Source organism: Sediminibacterium sp. C3, from assembly GCF_000508085.1.
Lineage (GTDB): Bacteria > Bacteroidota > Bacteroidia > Chitinophagales > Chitinophagaceae > Sediminibacterium.
This window is the reverse complement of the sequence record NZ_KI669560.1, coordinates 2,545,292-2,570,618: the sequence shown is the minus strand read 5'-3', so window position 1 is coordinate 2,570,618 and position 25,327 is coordinate 2,545,292. Positions and strand designations below refer to the sequence as shown.

Annotated in this window: 19 protein-coding genes; 14 read left to right on the top strand and 5 right to left on the bottom strand. The window is 39.3% G+C overall.

Annotated features, from left to right (window positions below; translation table 11 throughout):
• Positions 1-28 precede the first annotated feature (28 nt).
• Positions 29-2,284, bottom strand: a complete 2,256-nt coding sequence (locus tag F777_RS16680) for a T9SS type A sorting domain-containing protein (protein WP_051408598.1) — start codon at positions 2,282-2,284, stop codon at positions 29-31.
• Positions 2,285-2,440: 156 nt separating this feature from the next.
• Positions 2,441-3,073 (bottom strand): hypothetical protein, encoded by a 633-nt coding sequence (locus tag F777_RS0111870; RefSeq protein WP_026752229.1) that lies wholly within the window; start codon positions 3,071-3,073, stop codon positions 2,441-2,443.
• 68 nt (positions 3,074-3,141) lie between these two features.
• On the opposite strand from F777_RS0111870, the gene F777_RS16675 reads away from it, so the two are divergent.
• From F777_RS16675 to F777_RS16665, 5 genes are all read left to right on the top strand, one after another.
• A complete protein-coding gene (locus F777_RS16675; protein WP_081720513.1) occupies positions 3,142-5,004 on the top strand; it encodes a PIG-L family deacetylase in 1,863 nt (620 codons plus the stop codon).
• A 53-nt stretch (positions 5,005-5,057) separates the two neighbouring features.
• The gene (locus F777_RS16670) at positions 5,058-5,780 is read left to right on the top strand and encodes a hypothetical protein (RefSeq protein WP_037369433.1); all 723 of its coding nucleotides are present in this window, start codon (positions 5,058-5,060) and stop codon (positions 5,778-5,780) included.
• Between the two features lie 31 nt (positions 5,781-5,811).
• Positions 5,812-5,934 (top strand): hypothetical protein, encoded by a 123-nt coding sequence (locus tag F777_RS18495; protein WP_255326483.1) that lies wholly within the window; start codon positions 5,812-5,814, stop codon positions 5,932-5,934.
• A 106-nt stretch (positions 5,935-6,040) separates the two neighbouring features.
• On the top strand, positions 6,041-7,747 hold the full coding sequence (locus F777_RS0111855; RefSeq protein WP_026752228.1) for a sodium:solute symporter family protein: 1,707 nt from the start codon (positions 6,041-6,043) through the stop codon (positions 7,745-7,747).
• A gap of 32 nt (positions 7,748-7,779) precedes the next feature.
• Positions 7,780-9,051, top strand: a complete 1,272-nt coding sequence (locus tag F777_RS16665; RefSeq protein WP_037369430.1) for an alpha-amylase family glycosyl hydrolase — start codon at positions 7,780-7,782, stop codon at positions 9,049-9,051.
• 68 nt (positions 9,052-9,119) lie between these two features.
• Here the strand turns inward: F777_RS16665 and F777_RS0111845 are convergent, their stop codons facing one another.
• A complete protein-coding gene (locus tag F777_RS0111845; RefSeq protein ID WP_026752227.1) occupies positions 9,120-10,640 on the bottom strand; it encodes a S1C family serine protease in 1,521 nt (506 codons plus the stop codon).
• 125 nt (positions 10,641-10,765) lie between these two features.
• The gene (locus tag F777_RS0111840) at positions 10,766-11,764 is read right to left on the bottom strand and encodes an acyl-CoA reductase (RefSeq protein WP_026752226.1); all 999 of its coding nucleotides are present in this window, start codon (positions 11,762-11,764) and stop codon (positions 10,766-10,768) included.
• A gap of 61 nt (positions 11,765-11,825) precedes the next feature.
• On the opposite strand from F777_RS0111840, the gene F777_RS0111835 reads away from it, so the two are divergent.
• The 6 genes from F777_RS0111835 to F777_RS0111810 all read left to right on the top strand — a co-directional run bounded on the left by F777_RS0111835 (position 11,826) and on the right by F777_RS0111810 (position 18,038).
• Complete coding sequence (locus F777_RS0111835; RefSeq protein WP_026752225.1) at positions 11,826-12,173, top strand: 4Fe-4S dicluster domain-containing protein; 348 nt, start codon at positions 11,826-11,828, stop codon at positions 12,171-12,173.
• 16 nt (positions 12,174-12,189) lie between these two features.
• Positions 12,190-13,170, top strand: coding sequence for a D-alanine--D-alanine ligase (locus F777_RS0111830; RefSeq protein ID WP_026752224.1), 981 nt, complete (start codon positions 12,190-12,192; stop codon positions 13,168-13,170).
• A 14-nt stretch (positions 13,171-13,184) separates the two neighbouring features.
• Positions 13,185-14,003, top strand: coding sequence for a PASTA domain-containing protein (locus F777_RS0111825; RefSeq protein ID WP_051408596.1), 819 nt, complete (start codon positions 13,185-13,187; stop codon positions 14,001-14,003).
• A 9-nt stretch (positions 14,004-14,012) separates the two neighbouring features.
• Positions 14,013-14,321 carry a rhodanese-like domain-containing protein gene (locus F777_RS0111820; protein ID WP_026752222.1) on the top strand — a complete coding sequence of 103 codons (309 nt, stop codon included), beginning with the start codon at positions 14,013-14,015 and terminating at the stop codon, positions 14,319-14,321.
• A gap of 77 nt (positions 14,322-14,398) precedes the next feature.
• Complete coding sequence (locus F777_RS0111815) at positions 14,399-16,852, top strand: DUF5686 and carboxypeptidase regulatory-like domain-containing protein (protein ID WP_161631514.1); 2,454 nt, start codon at positions 14,399-14,401, stop codon at positions 16,850-16,852.
• A gap of 88 nt (positions 16,853-16,940) precedes the next feature.
• Positions 16,941-18,038, top strand: coding sequence for an oxygen-dependent tRNA uridine(34) hydroxylase TrhO (locus F777_RS0111810; RefSeq protein WP_026752220.1), 1,098 nt, complete (start codon positions 16,941-16,943; stop codon positions 18,036-18,038).
• 7 nt (positions 18,039-18,045) lie between these two features.
• Here F777_RS0111810 and F777_RS0111805 read toward each other — a convergent pair whose 3' ends face one another.
• On the bottom strand, positions 18,046-18,972 hold the full coding sequence (locus tag F777_RS0111805) for a phosphoribosylaminoimidazolesuccinocarboxamide synthase (RefSeq protein ID WP_026752219.1): 927 nt from the start codon (positions 18,970-18,972) through the stop codon (positions 18,046-18,048).
• A 145-nt stretch (positions 18,973-19,117) separates the two neighbouring features.
• Between F777_RS0111805 and F777_RS0111800 the strand changes: the two genes are divergently transcribed.
• The 3 genes from F777_RS0111800 (at position 19,118) to F777_RS0111790 (ending at position 25,317) form a co-directional block, all read left to right on the top strand.
• A complete protein-coding gene (locus F777_RS0111800) occupies positions 19,118-22,084 on the top strand; it encodes a TonB-dependent receptor (RefSeq protein WP_026752218.1) in 2,967 nt (988 codons plus the stop codon).
• A 111-nt stretch (positions 22,085-22,195) separates the two neighbouring features.
• The gene (locus tag F777_RS0111795) at positions 22,196-23,182 is read left to right on the top strand and encodes a pyruvate dehydrogenase complex E1 component subunit beta (RefSeq protein WP_026752217.1); all 987 of its coding nucleotides are present in this window, start codon (positions 22,196-22,198) and stop codon (positions 23,180-23,182) included.
• 62 nt (positions 23,183-23,244) lie between these two features.
• Positions 23,245-25,317, top strand: a complete 2,073-nt coding sequence (locus tag F777_RS0111790) for a TonB-dependent receptor (protein WP_026752216.1) — start codon at positions 23,245-23,247, stop codon at positions 25,315-25,317.
• Positions 25,318-25,327: the final 10 nt, after the last annotated feature.

Genomic DNA, 25,327 nt, shown 5'->3' with positions numbered 1-25,327 from the left:
AGCCACTCATTTGAGTGGCTTTTTGCTTTTAGTTACTTTTAATAAAGCTCAGGGTTTGTTTCTGATCGTTGTTCCTTATTTCCAGATAGTAGATGCCGGTCGGCAGAGAAGCCATATTCATCTGAAAGGTATTACTTGTGGTTATGGCCTGAGAAACCCTCTTCCCGATGCTATTAAATACCGTTAAATGCTGCTGTTTCCCATTTTGCAATCCCTGTATGGTTATAGAATGTTTTACCGGATTGGGAAATAGTTGAATACCGGTAACGGTTGTAGGATTACCTCCTGACCTTCCAACCGGTTTTACAAAGACCGGTGTTTCGGAGGCATTTACAATGATATTCCCATTGTTGACTTTAAATTTACTCACAGTCATTTCACTGGCACCTGCTGTGGGCGTATAGATATAGGCAGAATCAGCATTGCCTATTTGTAAGGTATAGACTCCGGTTCTGCCTTTTTCATCAGGAATATATACTACATACATTTTCCCGGTATCGTTCAGTAAATATTCATCTACTATGGGGTCTGCATTAAGGGATTGATTAAATACATAATTTCCAAACTGCATTTTTGTTTGGTATATATAATCTGCAGCAGGTCTGTTACTCAATGCATCTCCCAATAAACCACTGGTTGCATATAGTTTAGGTGATCCTGTATTATCATCTTCCAGTTGGTAAAAAAACTGTTTTTCAATTCCGTTTCTGGCATATAATAGGGCTGTTCTGAGCAACCAGTCTGCTTGTGTCTGTAATACCGTTTTATTCCCTACGACTATTGCCTTATTAGGACTGCCAGGGTTGATATCATAACCTGTTTCTGTAACCCAAACGGGCATATTATTTAAGTAAATTGCTGCATTTAATATGAAAGCTTTTGCAGTTGAATCTGCATTGGTATTATTCGATTTTAGTTCTGGCGCAATGCCGCGTTGGGCTTTGGAGTCATTCGTATAAAGATGGTAATTGATGATATCCCAGCATATATTTACGGATCCGTCTGGTAGAAAACCTCTGAATTCTTTGCACCAATCAATCATGCCTCTGAAATAATCAGTTGATGCCAGTGCTACTCCTGCCATTACTACCTTGATGGAACTGTCTGCGTTCTTTACGCCAACGCCGGTTCCTAAACTGCCTTTATGCCCATCGTAAAAAGCAGATAAATTGGCTGCATACTCTCTTCCGGTCTGATAGGCTTTTCTTCCCTTCCACCACTTGTCTCTTTCATTTTCACATTCAATGTATTCAATCAGTCCTAGACCAATTTTTATGGTATTGATTTCATCTCCGGTAAATCTGGAGGAGTCAAATACATTTAATAAGGCTGGATTAATATTTTTATTTTTTCCATAGCGTGCCACATACTGAAAACCAACTTTAGCCTGTTCAATATAAGAAGCAGGATCACTTAGGTTTTTGCCATAGAATACCGGATTATTTTCGTTGTCTTTTAAATTATCCGGATAAGATGCCAGCATCCAGTCTGGTAATGTTTTTAAGCAGGCCAATACAGGGATGCCCTCCTTTTTACAGGCTTCATAGATGGCATCGTAATTCCAGCTGCCACTTCTGGTAGGACTATAGGTATAACTGCCCTGTCTGTATTCCAGTTTCTGCCAATCCATATAGTGCCTGAATCCCCCAAACTGCTTTACTGTTTTTAGCCTGATAGGATCTATACTAAATGGGTCTGTTCTTGCGTCTGAAAAGTTCCATTCATACCCATTGATGCCCAATAAGCCCGAAAGTGGATTTTTCTTTTTGATAACCGTAGTTACGGGTAAAGGTGCTTTATAAGTACCGTACAGCTCCATTTCGGAAGGATAATCATTTTGCGAAACCAGCATCAGATACATAATATTGGTGGCAGGGGTATCCAGCTGAATAATATCGGGTCTGTTGGGGTAGGGGCCAACCCATCTATCGTATTTGCTTCCATCGAATGAAGCAATGGGTTTCCTTGTCCAATTGCTGTCGATGATATAGAGCACAAAGGGCTGTGAACTCATGCCGACCCAATCATAGAACCTAACACTTTGAATTATCATTGATTCTCCTTTCAATAATGGATAATAAGATTCGTGCAAGGGTATAATTTTATCGTATTGGGCGTCTACAGGGGTATATAAATCCCCATCTGTTAATTGTTGCAGCCCCTTTTCTGCATTGGTTAATTGGTACCAACGGTTTCCATCCAAGGGTATTTTCTGAATCGTTTGAGCAAATGATGAAAGAGAAACAAGAAAGCTAGATAAAAGTATAATAATAGGTTTGCTCATATTGAAATGAATATAGAAATACGATTAGTGTCTGCAAATTAAACAGGTTTCTGATTCGTAGACTCATTTCTAGTGTTGAATGTTATACAGTAGGGGTATAAAAAATAAAAAACCGGTCAAAAAGATTGACCGGTTGAAAAATCCAATTTTTCTAAACTAAAACAAAAATTTAAATCCAAATGATAGTGGGGTAGTTAATGTTGGATTGCTTCCACCTAGAGCAGTATTGTATGCACTTTCTACATTCGCTACATGTGCCAGAGAGAAATCGGTAATGGTTGTTTTGTTGCCGGTTTTTGGAGTCAATGTAGTAAAAGAAAGGTTAGCCAGGTTATACGAGAACTCAACACTGAAATGTTTGCCTAGAATCATATCAAAGCCACCAGATGCAGCAAGTCCTATCTGTGTTACTTTCAATTCGCTTTGCTTTTCTTTACCACTGATGATAGGTGCAGCCAGTTGACCAAAAAAATACATACTTCCGGCAACGTTCCAGTATTTTCTTACCAATGGTTGAAATACAAATAAACTGGTATTGGCATTGGTGGTTGCGCCACTTACTGATTTTATATTAACTGTTCCAATACCGGCACCAATAGCTACAGAAGGAGATACAAAAGTTCCAACGATGGGTAATACCGTTAAATTGGTATTCTTGTCAATACCATCTTTCATTTGGGTATAGCCAAACTGAGAGGTTACGAAGCTGGTACCCTGTAATCCTTTCTTCTGAGCGTTAGCACCTAGGCTAACCACAATAAGCAATAAGGCTGTCATTATTTTTTTCATAATCGAATATTTTATGCGAAGCTAAGTAGCTAATAATGAGTGAAATATGACCTGCATTACCCGCAATTATGATACTCATCATATTTTTTTTTGAATGGTTAAGCAAGAGCGATAACTATGGTTATCTTCGTTTAAACACCAATTTGTTTATGCATTTGAATGTAATGGTTAGATACTTTGTTATGGCCTTTATTGCGGCATGGTGCATGGGGTTCTCTGGTCTGAAAGCACAGTTGCCTGAACCTATGGGAAGCGCGGCAATTTTTCAGGAATTACAAAAACTGAAAGTGGTGGGCAGTGTTTTATATATTGCTGCCCATCCGGATGATGAAAACAATAGCCTTTTGCCATTTTTGGCTAAAGAGAAAAAATACAGGACTGCCTATCTCAGTTTAACAAGAGGAGATGGGGGACAAAATCTGATTGGTTCAGAGCAAGGGATAGATCTTGGTCTTATCAGAACACAGGAATTACTGGCAGCAAGAAAAATTGATGGGTCAGAACAGTATTTTACCAGTGCCTATGAGTTCGGGTTCAGTAAAACCTCAACCGAGACACTATCTATCTGGGATAAGCAAAAAGTGCTGGCGGATATGGTATGGGTAATCAGGAAATTCCAACCTGATATCATTATCAACCGTTTCCCGCCAGATGCCAGAGCCGGACATGGACATCATGCTTCTTCCGCCATTTTATCCATAGAGGCATTCAAAGCTGCAGCAGATCCAAATCAATTTCCGGAACAATTAAAAATGGGAGTTGATATCTGGCAAGCTAAAAGATTGTTATGGAATACCTTCAATTTCGGAGGTGCCAATACAACCAGTGAAAATCAGTTAAAAATAAATGCTGGAGTTTTTAATTCCTTTCTTGGTCAGAGTTACGGAGAAGTTGGAGGAGAAGCCAGATCCATGCACAAAAGTCAGGGAGAAGGCAGGCCTAGAAGAAAAGGGCCACTGTATGAATATTTTGTAACGATTGCCGGAGACTCTGCTAAGACTCAGTTAATGGATGGAGTAATTACCGATTGGAGCAGATTTGGGAATTCAGGTAAAATGGTAGAGCAGAAAATAGATGCATTGATTCGTGATTTCCAATTTGTAAAACCTGAAAATGCAGTACCTAAACTTGTAGAATTGTATCGACAGATTCAATCAATCTCTATGAATGCAATATGGAAGGATCAGAAATTATCTGAATTGTCCCGTTTAATTGCTGCCAGTTCAGGATTGATTGCTGAAGCAACTACTGAAATGGAATATGCGATTCCTGGTGAAAAATTGGGTATTCAGTTCCTGATTAATAAACGAAGCGAAGCGAATATCAATTTGTTGCAGATACAGCTGAAATCTCAGGGTAAAATAGCCTTTGATTCATCTATGCAGCTGCCTTTGCAAAACAATAACAATTTCAATTTTACATATCAGTACACTATTCCTGCCAATCAACCGCTTAGTCAGCCTTATTGGCTGGCATCTCCTATGAATGATATGGGAACATTTAATGTTTCGGACCAACATTTAATTGGACTTGCTAATTCCTTACCGGATTTTGAAGCTAGTTTTACCTTTACTGTTTACGGAGAAACCTTTAATTTCAGGACTCCTCTGCAATACAAATATGTAGATCTGGTTAGAGGCGAATTGTATGAACCGCTTACTGTTATTCCACCCGTCTTGGTTTCGCTGAATAAAAAAGTAATTATTTCAGATTTAAAAACACCCGATAAAAAGAAGATACCTCAGCCAGACATCCAGCTTCAGTTCAAGTCTAATTTTACAGCTAATTCTGTGCCGGTAAAATTGGGTTTGAGGGACGATAAAAACTTGCTTGTTTCCAAAGACACCACTTATAATTTAGTTGCAGGTAATATTTATCCATACTCGCTTCCCTTGTCAGAAGTACTTAAAAAGAAAAGGGGAATGCAATAACCGGTGAAGTTCAGTTAAAGCGAAATGGACAAGACTTTTCATTTGATCAGCAATTGAAATCAATTCATTATGATCATATACCCGCAATCAATTACTTGTACAAAGACCAGATACAATTGATTGACGAAACTATTTTTTCAACGCCCAAGAAAGTGGGATACATAGTAGGTGCAGGCGACAAAGTACCCGAAGCATTACTGCAACTGGGTCATACTGTTGATATTTTACAAGAGTCTGATATTGTTCTATCCAAACTTTCTCAATATGCTGCAGTGGTAGTTGGTATCAGGGCCTATAATATTCATGAGTGGCTCACGAATAAAAATGATGTACTTAATCAATACATTGAGAATGGGGGACATTTAATTGTACAGTATTTAAAGAATAATTTGGTGGGAAACAAGCGTGTTAAAGTGGGTCCTTACGACTTTTCTGTGTCTGGTGTTCGAGTTACGGAAGAAAATGCACCAGTGGAATTTCTGAATAGCAAACACCCAATTATGAATTATCCGAACCTGATTAGTGAAAAGGATTTTGACAATTGGGTTCAGGAGAGAAGTACTTATCAGATGGAGCCAGTAAAAGCACCTTATGAAGCATTTTTTCAAATGAAGGATAGCAATGATGCGCCTACAAAGGGAAGTTTGGTTACTGCCAGTTATGGAAAAGGATATTTTACTTATGTTAGTCTGGTCTTATTCAGGCAGCTGCCAGCAGGAGTTCCGGGTAGTTATAAATTATTGGCTAACTTAATTGCGGCTACTGCCAATAAATAATTATGCAACCAAGAAAAAAATTAGTTTTTTCATGCTTGTTATCATTGGGGTAATAGTTGGACTCTTTTTGAAAAATGTGAAAGCAGGATTGTTGATTGGATTGGCGTTGGGATTATTGGGAGGTGGATTATTAAACTCAAGGTCTAAAAAATGAAAGAGAAAGTACCGTTGTTTAAATCATGGCGCAGCTGGTATATATTTATATTAGTTGTTTTGCTGTGTCAGATTGTTTTATTTGAATGGATAACAAACTTGTTTAAATGAGACTGACTGATTGGATTGTTTTAATAGTAACGCTTACTGGAATTATTGCTTATGGTGTTTACAAAAGCAAGACCAGTAAAGACATGGAAGGCTATTTTCTGAGTAACCGAAATATGCCCTGGTATATTGTGTTGCTGAGTATTATGGGAACTCAAGCCAGTGCGATTACTTTTCTTTCTGCTCCCGGACAGGCATTTACTGATGGGATGCGTTTTGTTCAGTATTATTTTGGTATTCCTATTGCAATGGTGGTTTTGTGTATCACATTTGTTCCGCTCTTCAGCAAATTAAAAGTGATTACAGCTTATGAATATCTTGAGCAACGCTTCGATGTTAAAACAAGAACTTTTACATCAGCGCTTTTTTTATTGTCAAGAGGGTTATCTACCGGCATCAGTATTTATGCGCCTTCCATTATTCTATCTTCCCTGATGGGCTGGGATATTTACTATACCAATATTGTAATGGGTGGTTTGTTAATTGTGTATACGGTTACCGGAGGAGCCAAAGCCGTTGCATATACGCAGCAGTTGCAATTAATTATCATTTTTATTGGAATGTTTATAGCAGGTTACCTGATTGTAAAACATCTTCCGGAAAATGTTGGTTTTAGTGAAGCCCTGGCAGTTAGTGGTGCCGCTGGAAAAATGAATGTAATTACCACCGGATTTACTGAAAACGGCTTTGACTGGAAAGACCGTTATAATATCATCAGTGGAATTATTGGTGGTTTTTTTCTTGCCCTTTCTTATTTTGGTACAGATCAATCGCAGGTGGGACGATACTTAACCGCCAAAAGTGAATCAGAAAGTAAGTTGGGCTTACTCATGAATGGCCTGGTTAAAGTTCCTATGCAGTTTTTCATTCTTTTACTGGGAGCTCTTTTGTTTACCTTTTATCAATTTAATCCATCCCCTATTTTCTTTAACAAAGCTGCAGAAGACAAAGCCATGCAGACGCCATATAAAGATTCATTGCTACAAATCAGATATCAGTTTGAAGAACAGCAATTTAATCAGCAGGCAAATAGCAAATTGTATATTTTAAAATCTACACCTCAATTAAAAGACAGTGTGGCGATTGGGGCAGAAAAATTGGCTGCTCTAAAAAAAGAATATAAAACGGTTATAAAAAAGGCAGTGCCTGCTGCTGACACCAATGATACCAATTATATTTTCCTGCGATTTGTGGTAGACTTTTTGCCTGCAGGGTTGGTAGGATTATTGATTGCCATCATATTTCTGGCTGCCTGGGGTTCTATTGCTGCTGCCTTGAATTCCTTGGCTTCCTGCACCATGGTTGATTTTCATAAACGATTTTTTAGTGCTAAGGATTCAGTTGATATAGCTGTACAATCATTAAAAGATTATCAACTCTCTAAATGGTATACTTTTTTCTGGGGAGTATTTTGCATAATCACAGCACAGTTTGCTACAGGAATGGGAAGTTTGATTGAAGCTGTTAATGTTTTGGGGTCGCTCTTTTACGGTGTAATCCTCGGAATTTTTTTAGTGGCATTTTATTTTAAAAAAATAGGCGGCACGGCTGTTTTCTGGGCAGCTGTTATTGGTGAATTGCTAGTGATAGCATTATTTCTACTGGATAAATACAATGTAATAGGCTTAGGCTTTCTTTGGTTGAATGTTGCCGGCGCATTGGCTGTAGTTGCTTTTAGTGTTGTTTTGGGTTTTTTCAAACGATAAACCCTTATCTTACCGTATAAGATTTGGTAACCATGAAGTCATCTTTTCACGTAGTGCCATGGGCACATACGGCTATTTTATATGAGGTTAATATAAGACAATATACCCCTGAAGGAACTTTTGCTGCATTTGCAAAACATCTGCCAAGGCTAAAAGATATGGGGGTTACCCTACTTTGGCTGATGCCCATTACTCCCATTAGTAAGGTTGGCAGACAGGGGAGTTTAGGGAGCTATTATGCCTGTAGCAGTTATACAGATATCAATCCGGAATTTGGTAATAAGGAAGATTTTAAAGCATTGGTTGAAAATGCCCATGCCCTTGGATTGAAAGTGATTATTGACTGGGTGGCTAATCACACCGGTTGTGATCATCACTGGACTTTGGAACATCCCGACTGGATTATGCAGGACGAAGAAGGAAATTTCACTGAAAAAAATGGATGGAAGGATGTTATTGATCTGAATTTTGCCGTGCCGGAAATGAGACATGAACTCATTAAATCCATGCGCTATTGGGTAAATGAATTTGATATTGACGGTTTCCGTTGTGATATGGCACATTTAGTGCCGATTGATTTCTGGCAGCAGGCCAGATTAAGCTGTGAATTAACCAAGCCCCTTTTCTGGTTGGCAGAATGTGAAGTGCAGGACTATCATCAGGTTTTTGATGCCACTTATGCCTGGTGGTGGATGCATGAAACGGGCAGATATGCGGAAGGGCACAGCAGTTTACATGAAATACGAAATGTATTACATGCTTATTCGCAATACCCAAGACATGCCATTAAACTATTTTTCACTTCGAATCATGATGAAAATAGCTGGAATGGTACTGAATACGAGAAATATGGCTCAGCAGCACTTGCATGGTCTGTATTTTCTTTTACCTGGTCAGGAATGCCTTTAATTTATAGTGGTCAGGAAAATCCACTGCTGAAGCGATTGGCATTTTTTGACAAGGATTTAATTGAATGGAAAGAACAGCCATCATTGCATTCTTTTTATCAGAAGCTTTCAGGATTAAGAATTAGAAATGCAGCAATTTATAAAGGTGAAACGCATATTCTTCCTTCTGATCATGACCACTCTCTGATGGCTTTTTTCAGAAGAAGCGGCAAAGAAATAGTTTTAGTATTGTTGAATGTTTCAAAGCACAACAGATTACGAATTTCAATTGAGCATGATTGGTTAAAAGGAAAATTCAGGAATCTGTTTTCAGACTTAACATTTCAATTTAAGCATGCAGAAAGTTTTGAATTACAGGCAGGGGAGTACCTGGTGTATGAAAAAATAAATGATTGATAAAAAAAGCCCCGCATCATAATGCGGGGCTTTTAGTTTCCAGTTGGCTTTTAAAGTTGAAATTTATTTTATTCTTCAGTAATCTGAAGCGGATAAGTATATCTTCCTTCGAATCCAGGATAGAAACCGTCTATACGGATGGTTCCCGTTTTAATACTGCCTAATGCAATCTTGAGTTCGTCCAGGTTTACGATTTCTTTACCGTTGATGCCGGTGATAACAAAGCCATCTTCCATACGGCTCTTACTCAACAAGCCATTGCCTACTTTCTTCACCAATACACCTCCAGGAACATCATTAGCAGTAGCTACTTTCTTATCCAGATTAACCAGTTCTCCTCCCAGTTTTTCAATTACACTGCTGCGTCTAACTAAATCTGTATTGCCTGCTTTATTTTTCAAGGTAATGGTTACGGTGTTTTCCTTTCCTCCGCGCTTGTATTGTACAGTAACCTTATCCCCCGGTTTATAACGGGCCACTTGTTCCTGTAATTCAGGTCCACTGGTAATATTAACACCCTGAATTTTCGTAATAATGTCTCCTTTCTTTAAACCTGCACTTGCAGCAGCACCCCCTTCAGGAGTATCAGTAATATAAACGCCTTCTCCTTCCTTATAGGCAGTACCCAATTCTTTTTCAAGTTCTCTCTTAGCTTCATCAGATAAGTTTTCCTTAGGATAGCTGATACCAATATAAGCTCTTTGAACCGTACCGAATTTAACAATGTCGGTTACTATTTTCTTGACCATATTTACGGGTATGGCATAAGAATATCCTGCATAAGATCCTGTTGGTGATGCGATGGCAGAGTTGATACCAATGAGTTCTCCATTCGTGTTGATAAGTGCACCACCACTATTTCCAGGATTCACAGCTGCATCTGTCTGAATAAAGGATTCAATTGGATTGGCACCCTGTCTTCCATTGATATCTATGGATCTGGCTTTTGCACTGATGATTCCGGCAGTTACGGTTACGTCTAAACTGAACGGATAACCTATGGCAAGTACCCATTGTCCTAATTTGGCGTCATCGCTATTGCCATAAACAATATAGGGGAATGATTTTCCTTCAATTTTAATCACAGCTAAATCACTGTTTGGATCCTGCCCAATCAAAGTGGCTTTGTAAGATTTTTTATTGGCCAGGGTAACATTTATTTCATCAGCTCCGTCAATTACGTGGTTGTTGGTAACGATATAACCATCTTCTGTGATGATTACCCCACTACCACTAGCCCTCTGTTCCGGCTGAATTCTTGGACCCCCGAAGAAATCGCCGAAGTCATCACCGAACATATCCGCAAAGGGATTACGCTGGCGTTGAGAATTGCTGATTTGTTTGGCCTTGGTTCTGGTTTTAATGTGTACAACGGCAGGGGTTCCGGTAGTGGCAGCCGCAGTAAAATCTATTGCATTATTTGCTGCATTATTGGCGCCCCCCATAAATCCAGCATAGTTAACAGGTAATTTTCCCTGTTCCTGAATTCCAGCCTGCTGGTTCTCCATATATTTACCGTAGCCCCAAACACTTGCTAGGGCGGTAGAGGCACTAATGCCTACGATCAGTAAACCATTTTTCCAATTCATATACGCTGTTTGTTTTAATAAATTTAATCAATTAATGTGCCTATTAGATAGCAAATAAACAAAGCTGTTTAATTGACAGTTGACCAATGACACCATTTAACAAATTTTTCCGAAAAAATGTCAGCTTATAAGCCTGTTAAGAATTCCATGGTATCAACTCCATCCGCATAGTCGCTTAGTCCGGGTGTCTGTGCCCTTCCAAAATCCACCATTCCCTCTGCAACTATACATTGGATATTCTCGTCTTTTTTTAGTTGTTCTAGAAGGATTTCCCGGTCTTGATAATAGGTGTAATGTAGTTGACTCACCGGGGAAAAAGGAGAACTGTTTTCTGTAAGTACGACCAGGTCGTTATTCATGAAATATTTACCGCCCATGATAAGTAATGCCAGGTGATAGTCGTAGTTGTGTTTGTATTTATGGTAGTCTATGAATTCAGGATATTTCTTCAGGGCATCCAGCAAGGGTTCAAAATTATAATTGTCGGGCACATACACCTGTGTTACATTTCTACAACCCAAGCCAAAATATTGCAATACGTCATCTGCAAGTAAGGATAGTGTTTCCGGCGATTCTGATCCCCCTAAAATAGCAACAGAAGTTCTGTTTTTTCTGATAATATTCGGGTATTTGCCAAAATAATAATCAAAGTATCTACTGGAATTGTTACTGCCGGTTGCAATGTAGGCATCCAGCCCTTTCAATTTTTCTGCAAAAGATACCCAGTTCTGTATTCTAACATCCCATTCATACAATTTGGCTACCAGGTGCTTAATAAGTACTTCGTCTTTGGAAGAAGGTTTAATTACACTGATATGACCTGAAACAAACACACATAGGAAGTCGTGAAAACCTACCAGTGGAATATTTCCCGCCATTACAATACCCACCTGTTTCGGAAGGAGTATTGAAGCAGGAACCTGGTATTTTTCAGCCCAAGCTGTCAGTTGTTTTTCATCCAGAAAGGTTTGGGCAATTTGCTGACTGGCTTTTTCTATGAACTCAGGGATAAACCACTGGTTTTCCCGATAAGCCCGTTCTTTAGCTTCTTGCCATTCAGGGGGATTGGCCTGCATATATTGACCTAATTGGGATAATAATCCAATTCGTTCTTGTAAAATCATTTGTCAACCGTATTTTTGGTACTGCAAAAGTAATTTTACAAACCTAACAAACCCATTTCGTATGGCAATCAAAATAACAGAAGAGTGTATCAATTGTGGCGCCTGTGAGCCAGAATGTCCTAATAATGCAATTTATGAAGGTGGCGTTGAGTGGGCTATTGCCGACGGAACCACTATCAAAGGAAGTTTTCAGCTAATGGATGGATCTACTGTTGATGCAGATCAGCGTTTTGCTCCAATCAGTCTAGATACCTATTTTATTGTTCCCAATAAGTGCACAGAATGTCAGGGATTTCATGAAGAACCTCAATGCGCTGCGGTTTGCCCGGTAGATTGCTGTGTGCCTGATGAAATGTATCAGGAAACCATTGAAGAATTAATGGCTAAGAAGGCTAAAATGCATATTTAATTGCACAAACTATCAAATGAAGCGAAAAGTTGCATTGGTTACAGGCGGGTTGAGCGGTGAAGCGCAAATCAGTTATAAAAGTGCTTTAACGGTCGGTACACACGTGGATCGTTCTAAGTATGATGTTTATAAAATTGATATCAATGCCACAGGTTGGTGGTATGAATCCACTTCGGGAGAAAAGTTACCCGTAAACAAAGCCGATTTTTCAATTGTGGAAAACAATGAAAAAATAGATTTTGACGTGGCTCTCATGTGTATTCATGGCACTCCTGGTGAAGACGGGAAATTGCAGGGGTATTTTGATATGATTGGATTACCGTATACAAGCTGTGATGCCGCTACTTCTGCTTTAACTATGAATAAGCGATATACGGTAGCTGTTGCTTCGTTTGGTGGTATTGCTGTTGCTAAGTCCATGCATTTGTTCAGTCATACACCTGTTCCAGTAAGTGAAATTCTTTCCCAATTGCAATTGCCTTTGTTTGTAAAACCCAATAACGGAGGCAGTAGTATTGGTATGAGTAAAGTCTCCAAAGCTGAAGAACTTGAGCAGGCCATTACAAAAGCTTTCAAAGAAGATCATCAGATTCTTGTAGAAGAGTTTATTGGGGGCAGAGAATTTACCATTGGGGTGTTTAAGCAGAATGGTATCATCAGGGTGTTGCCAATTACAGAAATAACTACCCAAAATGAATTCTTTGATTTTGAAGCAAAGTATCAGGGGAAAAGTATAGAAACCACTCCGGCTATCATTGATGACGAAATGAAATCTTCTTTAGAAGCCGCTGCAAAAAGGGTTTATGAAATCTTCAATTGCAGGGGAGTGGTTAGAGTAGATTTTATATACGATACTCAACACCAGAAGCCATTTATGCTGGAAGTAAATACAGTACCTGGTCAAAGCGATGCTTCTGTAATTCCTCAGCAAGTGAGGGCTATGGGAATGAGTTTGACGGATTTTTATTCAGCCGTAATTGAGCAGGCGTTTCACTAAATTAATAATAGCAAGTGTTCAAGTTCATTACAGAAAAACCACTTTGGGTAAATATTTTAACAGGAATAGGAATTATTCTGCTGTTAGTTCTCTTATTTTTTGGATCACTTGACTGGATAACTGGGTATGGAAAGTTTGAGAAAGTGCCCAATGTGGCTGGTCAGCATATAATTGCGGCACAGAAACTACTGGAAGATCAGGGATTTGAAGTAGTAATTCAGGATTCAGTTTACATAGATACTATTGCCAAACAGGCTGTAATAAGGCAGTCGCCTGAAGCGGATGCTATTGTAAAAACAGGCAGAAGAATTTATTTAACCCTAAATAGAACCATTCCGCCACAGGTTGAAATGCCTAATCTAACCGGGTTTTCTATTCGTAGTGCTGAAATGTATCTACAAAGCCTTGGTTTAAAGCTTGGATTTGTAACCTATAAACCTGATATCGCACGAAATGCTGTTTTAGAGCAATTGATTAATGGAACTCCTGTTAAACCTGGTCAGAAAGTGCCCATAGGCACCATCATCAATCTGGTTTTGGGCAGCGGTGTTGGCGGGGACGAGCTGGACGTGCCGGATTTAGTAGGTCTTACGCTGGATCAGGCAAGATCAACCCTTACCGGAATGAATATCAATATTGGTTCAATTATAGCAGCCGGTTCAATTAGAGATTCCGCCAATGCTTTTATCATTCGTCAGAATCCCGCTCTTTGGAGTGATACTCCAGGAATGGATGGCAATCCTGCAAAAAATAAAATCAGATCCGGACAATTAATCGACCTTTATATTAGTGAACAGGCACCCGTAAAAGATACCGTAAATCATCATCCTTAAAAATATTGTATGCAAACAATAACTGTAGAAGAATTAAAAGCCAAACTAGATAGTGGAGAAGCTATTCATCTGGTAGATGTAAGAGAGCCCCATGAAAGAGCAGATTTCAACATTGGAGGAATACATGTTCCCTTAGGACATATTCAAACCATGCAATTGGATGAAATTGAAGATTTTAAAAATGAACCCATCTATATCTATTGCAGAAGCGGAAACAGAAGTGGACAGGCATGCCTGATACTTGAAACTGCCGGTTTTTCTAATTTAATTAATGTTACCGGAGGAATGCTTGCCTGGCAGGAACGCATCAAAGGATAATAAATTAACATCATTTTATAATGCCCCAACCTGAATTCTCAGGTATTGGGGCTTTTTTTGTATTGAAAATAAAATGTATGTGTAAAAAGGTAGTAGCTCTTTTAATTTTCATGGTGGTACAAGTGCCCATTTGGGCCAGTACAGTTACAGGTGTAATTAGTTCTGCTACCAATCGATCTCCTTTACCATTTTCTTCTGTTCTGGTCAAAGGCACAACCAAAGGGGCAACAGCCAACAGTGATGGTTTTTATAGTTTGTTGCTCACCCCGGGTAAATACACATTGGTTTTTCAATTTATAGGATACCAATCACAGGAAAAAAATATTGTTGTTACCAATCAGCCAATCAGACTTGATATTTTTCTGGAGAATCAAACCTATCAATTGAATGAAGTGGTTGTAAAAACCGGAGGAGAAGATCCGGCATACGGCATTATCAGAAATGCCATTTCCCGCAGAAAGGAAAATGGAACTGAGATTAAAAAGTTTTCAGCTGAAGTTTATATAAAAGGGCAAATGCAGCTCAGGAATTATCCCAAAACATTTTTGGGACAGAAAGTAGATTTTGAAGATGGTGATACCAGTAAAAGAAAGATGTTATTCCTTTCTGAAACAATTGCCAGGTATTCTGTAAATGAACCCAATCAAAGAAAAGTAGAGATTGTTTCTACAAAAGTCAGTGGCAGAAGCAATGGTTTTGGATTTGGGAATCCACAGATTATCTCTTTCTACGACAATATTGTATCTCTGGGAGATGGCTTGAATCCCAGAGGGTTTATATCCCCTATATCGGATAATGCCCTGAATTTTTACCGGTACAAATTTGAGGGGACTTTTTATGAATCTGGAAAAGAAATCAATCGCATTCGCGTGATGCCAAAAAGAAATTATGAACCATTATTTACTGGTTATATACATATTACCGAAAATGACTGGCATATTCAGAGTGTGGAATTGAAACTGGTGAGAGAGCAACAAATGCAATTGCTGGATTCATTGGTAATACAGCAACAATATGTGCCGTTAAAATCTTTTTGGGTAATTAAACAGCAAGTGATTTACCCATATGGAAAATTTTTTGGGTTTGATTTTTTTGGAAGTTTTCTTCAAGTGTACAACCAATTTGATATTGATCCTGTTTTTAACCCCAAATTTTTCAACAATGTAATTCGCCGATATGAAGATAGCGCCAATAAAAAGCCAATGGCTTATTGGGATAGCATCCGTCCATTGCCCTTGCTGATAGAAGAAGTTAGAGATTATCAGAAAAAAGATAGTTTGGAAAAAGTTAGAGAATCCCCGGCTTACCTGGATTCACTGGACAAGATTAGAAATAAAATCAGTATTGGAGCTATTTTGTTTACCGGTAAATTCTTTTCTAAGAGAAAGGAGCAAATAACTTTTCGTATTGATCCGCTTATTAATTCTTTAAACTTTAATACAGTGGAAGGAGGTGTATTAAAGATTGCGCCACAATGGATAAAGCAATACGAGGGAAGAAAATCTTTAACTATAACCCCAGAATTCCGCTATGGATTCGCAAATAAACATTTTAATCCATCGATATCTTTGAATTACAGTTTCGGCAAAAAATATTTTCAGTCCATTCAAATAGCAGGAGGTAAAAAAGTTTTTCAGTTTAACAATGCTGCTCCTATTTCTGAGCCGATTAACTCTATTTACACTTTGATGCGCGAACAGAATTTCATGAAAATATATGAGGCAGATTTTTTGCGTATGAATTATAGTGCAGGCATCGGCAATGGGTTGAATTTTTCGGCTTCCTTACAATTCCAAAATAGAAGACCATTGAGTAATCTTCCTGATATAGCTTTTTGGAAAGATTTCCCTAACAGATCTTTTTCCAATAATTATCCTTCTGAAATGGGTGCAGGACCTATGCAACCTCATAAGGCATTCCTGTTAAGTGCAGGCCTAACATGGATTCCTGGTGCAAGGTATATTGAATATCCTGATCGCAAAGTGAATATTGGTTCAGGTTATCCCACATTTAATTTATCTGTTACCAAAGCCATTTCAGGTGTTTTGGGTGCGGACGCAGATTATACCAAATGGCGGTTGAATGTTTCAGATGAAATGAATCTGGGACTTGCGGGGGAATTAAAATATGCTTTTTCTACTGGGGGCTTTTTGCAGAAAACCAGAGTTTTTGAACCCGATCAGATTCATTTTATTGGCAACCAGGTTATTCTGGCCAGCCCTTTTTCTAGCTCTTTTCAGCTGGCACCTTATTACAGGTTCAGCAATACGGTAGCATTGTATGGTACAGGACATATTGAATACCATTTAAATGGTTTGTTCACCAATAAAATTCCGGGATTTAAGAAACTGAATTGGTTTTTGGTTACAGGTGCCAATGCTTTGATGCTGGAGAAGGGAAATTATTATCTGGAATATTTTGCAGGTTTGGAAAATATCTTCAAGGTTATTCGGGTGGATTATATACGCTCTGTTGAACAAGGGGGCGCTCAGCGTTCGGGTATCCGCATTGCATTGCCTGTTGGAAGATAATTTGTATTTTTGCCATGAATTTTGGCTGCCCTGCAAGCAGCTCCATTTTTTAACGGAACATAGCAATAGCTATGTCTAAAATTTATTTATGGCAGTACTACACAATCGTGTCTCCAATAAGGAGCTGAAAGAGCGTTTGATGCAAGAAACGTTCAAAAGAATTACCATTAGTTTTTATCGTTATTTCCCCATCCAGAATCCACAGGAATTCAGGGATCAACTGTACAAAATGTACAATGCTATTTCCGTTTTTGGAAGGGTATATGTTGCCAAGGAAGGTATTAATGCGCAAATAAGTGTACCTGAGCATCATATGGATGAATTTAAAAGGATTATGGAGTCTATTTCCGGGCTGGAAAATCTAAGATTGAATATTGCAGTAGAAGACCCTTCTGGTTTAAATGATCCTTTAACACAGGGGAAAAGTTTCTGGGTGCTAAAAATAAAAGTCAGGGAAAAAATTGTAGCGGATGGTATTGACGATCCTGAATTTTCTATGGAGCGTAAGGGCAAGTATTTAAATGCAGCCCAGATGAACGAAATGCTGAACGACCCCAATACCATTGTGATTGATATGCGCAACCACTATGAGTATGAAGTGGGGCATTTTGCCAATGCGGTTGAAATTCCTTCGGATACTTTCCGGGAGCAATTACCCATGGCAGTAGAAATGTTACAGGGAAAGGAAGATAAGAATGTGGTGATGTATTGCACGGGAGGAATCCGTTGTGAAAAAGCCAGTGCCTATATGTTGCACAAAGGATTTGAAAAAGTGTATCACCTGGAAGGAGGTATTATTCATTATGCCAATGAAATAAAACGTCAGGCACTGGAACCTAAATTCATAGGGAAAAACTTTGTATTTGATGATAGGTTAGGGGAGCGTATCACACAAGATATCATTGCACATTGTCATCAGTGCGGAGCGGTTTGCGATAGTCATACCAACTGTAAAAATGATGGTTGCCATTTGCTATTTATACAATGTCCTTCCTGTGCAGAAAAATATGAAGGATGTTGCAGTACAGAATGTAAAGAAACCATTCATATGCCATTGGAAAGACAAGCTGAAATAAGAAAAGGGATAGATAAGGGGCGTAATATATTCAATAAAAGCCAGGCCCGTATCAGACCCCGGCTGGACGAAATTGTACAGGCGAAAAAAGAAATGGGGCAGGAGATATAATCCTGCCTTATTGTATTTTTTCCAGGGATTGAATAACCGCCCTGTAAGTTTCTTCTTCAGAAAAGTCCTGAGGCTGAAAGGGTTCTCCAATTACTTTCTCATACAATTCAATATAACGCTTACTGATGGTTTGTATCCATTCGTCGCTCATTGCGGGAACTGTTTGTCCTTCCTTCCCCATAAAATCATTGGCGATTAACCACTCTCTTACAAATTCCTTGCTCAATTGGGTTTGCCTCTCACCACGGATTTGTTTTTCTTCGAATTGTTCCGCATAAAAATAGCGGGATGAATCCGGGGTATGAATTTCATCCATCAGGTAAATGGTATCTCCCAGTTTGCCAAATTCGTATTTGGTATCTGCCAAAATCAGTCCTCTTTTGGCTGCAATTTCTTTTCCTCTTTGAAACAAAGCCAGTGCGTACTTTTCAAGTACATCCCATTCGTCAGCGGTTGCCAATCCCTCTGCAATAATGGCTTCTTTGGAAATGTCTTCGTCGTGTCCTTCAGCTGCTTTGGTTGAAGGAGTGATTAAGGGTGTCGGGAAAAAATCATTTTCCTTTAACCCCTCCGGCATAGTTACCCCGCAAATCATCCGGGAACCGGATTGATAGGTCCGCCAGGCATGTCCCACCAGATTTCCTCTCACGACCATTTCAATTTTAAAGGGCTCGCATCTTCTGCCGATGGAAACATGGGGGGCAGGCGAATCGAATAACCAGTTGGGGCAGATATCTGCGGTCTGTTCAAGCATATAAGCCGCAATCTGATTCAAAACCTGGCCCTTGTAAGGGATGGTCCTGGGTAAAATGACATCAAATGCCGAAATCCGGTCACTTGCAACCATCACCAGCCACTGGCTGCCAATGGAATAAACATCTCTTACTTTACCTCTGTAAAAACCGGTTTGATCGGGGAAATTATATTGTGCCATTTCCCAAAATTAGACTGCTTTTTTCTAAAACCTGCCAGCTTCATTAAAATTTGTCCACAAACCGCTGATTTATTGTGTAAATTAAATTTTTATGTGAGGGGAACATACAGTATTTTGCCTTACAATTCAAACAAAAATTGCCAATATGAGAAGACTATTAACCCATTTCGGCTTGTCTGTCTTTGCACTTTTATTGAGTATTTCAGTAATGGCTCAGCAAACAACCGTTTCCGGCAGTGTAAAAAATGGAAAGACCAAAGAATTCCTTTCTGCGGTTTCAATTTCTGTTAAAGGAGGTACTGCAGGTACTTATACCGATGACAAAGGAAATTTTAAATTTTCCACTGTTCAAAAATTACCTTTTACCCTTGTGATCTCTTCTGTAGGTTATGCAGCCAAGGAAGTAGTTGTAAAGGATAACAATCAGGATATTGTTGTTGAACTTGAAACAGCTTTCACATTGGGTGATGAAATCGTTGTATCTGCATCCAGAGTGCCAGAGCGTATTCTTGAGTCTCCGGTTTCTATTGAAAGAATAGGACCAGCGGCTATCAGAAATGCTCCCGCCGCAAATTACTACGATATGATTGCTACTTTGAAAGGAGTAGACGTGGTGACTGCAAGTTTAACTTTTACCAGTGTTGGTACACGTGGTTTTAACAGCAGTGGTAACACTCGTTTGAATCAGATTGTGGACGGTATGGACAATCAGTCGCCAGGATTGAATTTCTCAGTGGGAAATATCATTGGCTTAACAGAATTAGATGTTGAGAACATGGAACTATTACAAGGTGCATCTTCTGCATTGTATGGTCCCGGTGGTACCAATGGTACTTTATTGATCAACAGTAAAAATCCGTTTAAATACCAGGGATTGAGTTTCCAGATTAAATCTGGTATCAACCACGTAGATAACAAACAGCGTCCAAGATCTCCTTATTATGACTGGAGTGTACGTTTTGCTAAAAAAATTAATGAAAAGTGGGCATACAAAATGAATCTTCAGTTTGTTCAGGCTCAGGACTGGTTGGCTAATAACAACGGCAACTATCTGCGTTCTCCATTGTCTGCCAGCCCTAACGGAAATGTAATTCCGGGCAATCGCTTGACAGATCCAAACTACGATGGTGTTAACACTTATGGTGATGAAACCAATGCCGATTTGCGTTCTGCATTTGCAGGTGTTATTGCCGGTAATCCATTCCTTGCATTGTTACCAGCAGGAACATTCCCTGGCATTACCACTCCAACTCCAATTCCTTCTTCTGCTGTTTTAGGAACATTTGCCAACTCTCCATTGTATGTTTCCAGAACTGGTTACGATGAAAGTCAGGTGGTAAACCCAACAACACTGAACGTTAAATTGAGTGGTGCATTGCATTACAAGATTAGTGATAAAATTGAAGCCATTGTTGCCGGATACTGGGGTATGGGTAATACCGTATACACAGGTAGTGACCGTTACTCTTTGAAGGACTTAAAAATGGGTCAATACAAATTTGAATTAAAAGCGAAGAACTGGTATGTTAGAGCATACACAACCCGCGAAAATTCTGGAGGTTCTTTTAACTCTACCATTGCTACCCGTTTATTTAATGAAGCCTGGAAGCCAAGTGCTACTCAGTGGTATCCACAATTTGTGGGTGCAACCGTAGGGTCTGCTTCAAGCGGTGCAATTGGTACTTATATTGCTGCATTGGCTGGTGGTTATGCTGCTGGTTTGGGTGCAGGTTTATCTCCAACTGCTGCATTAACTGCTGCACAAACTGCTGCCCCCGGAGTAGTAGCTGCCAATAGAATGAATATTCTGAATGCTGCAAGAAATGTAGCTGATCAGGGAAGACCTGGCGGATTTATTGGAAACAATCCTTTATTCCAGCAAATTGCCAATACCCCAATTTCTCAGGGAGGTGGTTTATTCGTGGACAGAACAACTTTAAAGAGTTTGGAAGCACAATACAACCTTTCTGACGATTTAGGTTTAACTGAAAAAGGAACAGATTTAATGATTGGAGGTAATATCCGTCAGTTTGGTCTAAACTCTCAGGGAACCTTGTTTGCAGATACTGCCGGTAATATCAACATTACTGAAACAGGTGCTTACTTACAGATTTCACAAAAAATGTTCGGAGATCGTTTAAAGATTACTGCTTCCGGACGTTACGATAAAAATACCAACTTCAAAGGCCGTTTCACTCCAAGAGTTTCTGCGGTAATTAAGTTGGCACAGGATCATAATTTACGTTTCTCTTATCAAACTGCTTACCGTTTCCCAACTACACAGAATCAGTGGATCAATCTTCTTGTAGGTGGTGGTACCCGTTTGATGGGTGGGTTGCCTCAATTGAGAGATTTCTACAATTTCAATGGCAACCCTGCCTATACTTTAGCCAGTGTTCAGGCTTTTGGTGCAAGTGCTTTGGCTGGTGCTCCAAATCCAGGTTTACTTCAACAACAACAGTTTGGCGAATTCAAACCTGAATCTACTACTTCATTTGAAGTGGGTTACAAGGGCTTGATTGGAAAGCGTTTGTTGATTGACGTTTATGCTTATACAGCCCGTTACAGAGACTTCTTAAGTGGAGTAACTGTAATACAGGCAAGAGCTGGATTGCCTCCAAGTCCATTGAATCTTTTAAATGCAAATACCAGAATTGCTTATAGCATTTCTACCAATGCACCTGGTTCTGTAGATGTTAAAGGCTGGGGTGCTTCAATGGAGTATTTGATGCCAAAGAACTTCTCTGTTAATGCCAATTTATATTCTGATGTAATTGGAGAATTACCAGCTGGTTTTGTTTCTTATTTCAATACGCCTAAATACAGATTCAACGCAGGATTCTCTAACAGCGGATTCGGGAAAGACAATCGTTATGGCTTTAATGTAACTTACAGATGGGTGGATTCTTTCAACTACGAAGGTACATTTGCTGTAGGTCAGGTTCCTTCTTACTCAACTGTTGACGCTATGGTTAGCTACAAAATACCAAGCATCAAGTCATTGATTAAAGTAGGTGGTACCAATATTTTCAACAAATACTACTATAACGGTTTTGGAAACGTACAGATTGGAGGTTTATATTATGTAAGCTTTGGCTGGAACGTATTCTAATAATAGTTTAACAAGTCATAAAAAACCCTTCCTGGTGAAAACTCAGGAGGGGTTTTTTGGTTTTGTATAGGTTTAAATTCTATTTTTGTGCACATTTTAAAATAACCTACCATGCGTTCAATAGCATTTAGAGAAGCCCTGCGGGAAGCGATGAGTGAAGAAATGAGAAGAGATGAAAGAGTGTTCTTAATGGGAGAAGAAGTAGCTCAGTACAATGGAGCCTATAAAGTGAGTCAGGGTATGCTGGCTGAATTTGGTGATAAACGTGTGATTGACACGCCTATTGCCGAGTTAGGATTTGCAGCAGTTGGAGTGGGTGCTGCTCAAAATGGATTAAGACCCATTGTTGAGTTCATGACCTGGAACTTTGCGGTATTGGCCATGGATCAGATTCTGAATACTGCATCAAAAATGCTTGCGATGAGTGGTGGTCAAATTGGATGTCCTATAGTATTCAGAGGACCCAATGGTAGTGCGGGTCAATTGGGAGCACAACACTCAACAGCTTTCGAGAGTTATTATGCCAATATACCAGGATTAAAAGTAGTTTCACCTTCTAACGGGTATGATGCAAAGGGATTATTGAAACAGGCCATTCGTTTTGAGGAGGATCCTGTTATGTTCATGGAAAGTGAAGTGATGTATGGTGATAAATCTGAAGTGCCTAATGAAGAATATTATATTCCATTGGGCAAGGCTGATGTAAAAAGACAGGGCACTGATGTTACAATTGTATCCTTTAATAAAATGATGAAAGTGGCATTGGGTGCTGCTGAAGAACTAGCTAAGGAAGGCGTAAGTGCAGAAGTGATTGATTTAAGAACCATCAGACCGCTGGATTGGATGACCATTTTAGAAAGTGTCAAGAAAACCAATCGATTGGTTATTGTGGAAGAACAATGGCCATTTGCATCCGTTTCTTCAGAAATCAGTTACCGTATTCAGAAAGAAGGGTTTGATTACCTGGATGCACCCATCAGAAGAATTACCAGCGCAGATGCACCTATGCACTATGCGCCTAATCTGACTGCATTGGCAGTGCCGGATGTAACCAGAACGGTTAAGCTGGTAAAAGAAGTAATGTACATGAAGAAATAAAATATCACATGAACTGATAAAGCCCGATTCATTTCGGGCTTTGTTATTTGATAGCTATCCTCATGATGATTTTGAAAAAAGCTTTGTTTGTAGGTTTGTTCCTCTTGTTTTGTAAGCGGTTAATGGCACAGGATTCAGCAATATCGGCTGAAAAACCACTGCAGGACGTGATGGTAACTGTATTTAATAGCAGAGTCAAGTGGAAAGAAGCACCTGCCGCAGTTGCCATTGTTGGACAAAAGGATTTTCAATCCTTTTCTGCCGCCTCTGCTTTACCCGCATTAAACAGAATTCCAGGAATCAGAATGGAAGAACGTTCACCGGGTAGTTATCGATTATCGGTAAGGGGCAGCTTATTAAGATCACCGTTTGGAGTAAGAAATATTAAAGTCTACTGGAACCAGATACCCTTTACTGATGCTACAGGGAATACTTATCTGAATTTAATTGATCTTACTCAGCTTGACCAGATAGAAGTGGCCAAAGGGCCTGCATCCAGTATGTATGGTGCGGGTACAGGCGGGGTATTGTTAATGAAACAAAACGCAAATTTTACAGAGAAGCCTCAACAAAAGATTCGTATAGATTTTAGTGCAGGATCTTATGGATACAATCAGCAACAAGTAACACAGCAGTACAATTCCCGGAGCTGGAGTTCAACCCTCCATTTGCATCGTCTGGCACAAGATGGATACAGAGACCATTCTGCGATGAACCGATCAGGGATCTTCTGGCAGAATTCGGTTCTGATAAATAAACATCAGATTAAATCAGGATTACTTTTTACTGATTTGTTTTATCAGACTCCAGGAGGGATTACACTTGCACAGGTAGCTATGAATCCCCGATTATCAAGACAGGCTACCCCTGTTTTACCCGGAGCTATAGAGCAGAAAGCATCTATTCGTAATGCTACTATTTGGCTTGGATTACAGGATATATACCAGATCAATAGAATGAATTCAATTCATGCATTTCTCGGCTTTTCAGATACCCGATTTGAAAATCCTTTCATTACCAATTATGAGAAACGGAGAGAGAAAAATTTAATAACAGGAATACAATGGGTTTTGTCGCCCTCCGGCAATACCAATCAGTTTCAATGGACTACAGGTGTAGAGTATATGGCCAATGAAGCTGGCATAAAAAATTTTGTAAACAATAAAGGACTGCCAGCCAATCTTTTAGCAGATGATATCATTTATAGTCAACAGCATTTTATTTTTACACAGGTTAAATGGAAGCCATTCCAGAGGTTTTTGCTACAGGCAGGACTGAGTGTTAATCAGCAGGACTATATGTATAAGTCTATGCAAAGGGTATCAGCGCCTTTCAATTACAGAAAGATAGCTTCGCCAATAAGTCCAAGGGTTTCATTTAATTACGCTGTAACTTCCACAATAAATTTTTATGGAGTGGCTTCAAGGGGATTTTCAGCCCCTACGCTTGCAGAAATAAGACCCTCAGATGGGCAATTTTATCCTCTGCTGAATGCCGAGCAGGGATGGAATTTTGAGGGAGGGATAAAAGGATTTTTAGGGGATGGGCAATTTGTTTTTGATGCATCTTTTTATCATTTTTCTCTTCAAAATGCCATTGTCCGTAGAACAGATGCAGGTGGGAATGAATATTTTGTGAACGCAGGGGGGACCAGGCAAAATGGTGCAGAATTAAGCATTCGCTATAAAGTGATGCAAATGGGAAAAGGAAAACCTTTTGATATGGAATACCAAAGTGCATTTAGTTATCAGCCATATCGTTTCACGAATTTTCAGCAAGGCCTGTTGCAGTTAAATAATAATCCCTTGACCGGAGTGCCAGCAACTGTATGGGTAACAGGTTTTGATATTAAAACAAAATCGGGGTTGTCTATTTTCTGTAATGCCAATTTCACTGGAAAAATTTCTTTGAATGATGCAGCAACCGTGTATGCAGATCCTTATCAGCTGGTACAGGTAAAACTTAGTCAGCAATTTCATAAATGGAATAAAGATGTTCAGCTTTTTACCGGAATTGATAATTTGCTGAATCAGGTCTACAGTCTGGGTAACGATATCAATGCATTGGGAAACCGTTATTACAATACGGCAGCAGGGCGTAATTTTTATGCAGGATTCAGAATCCGTTTTCAATGATTAACTTCGT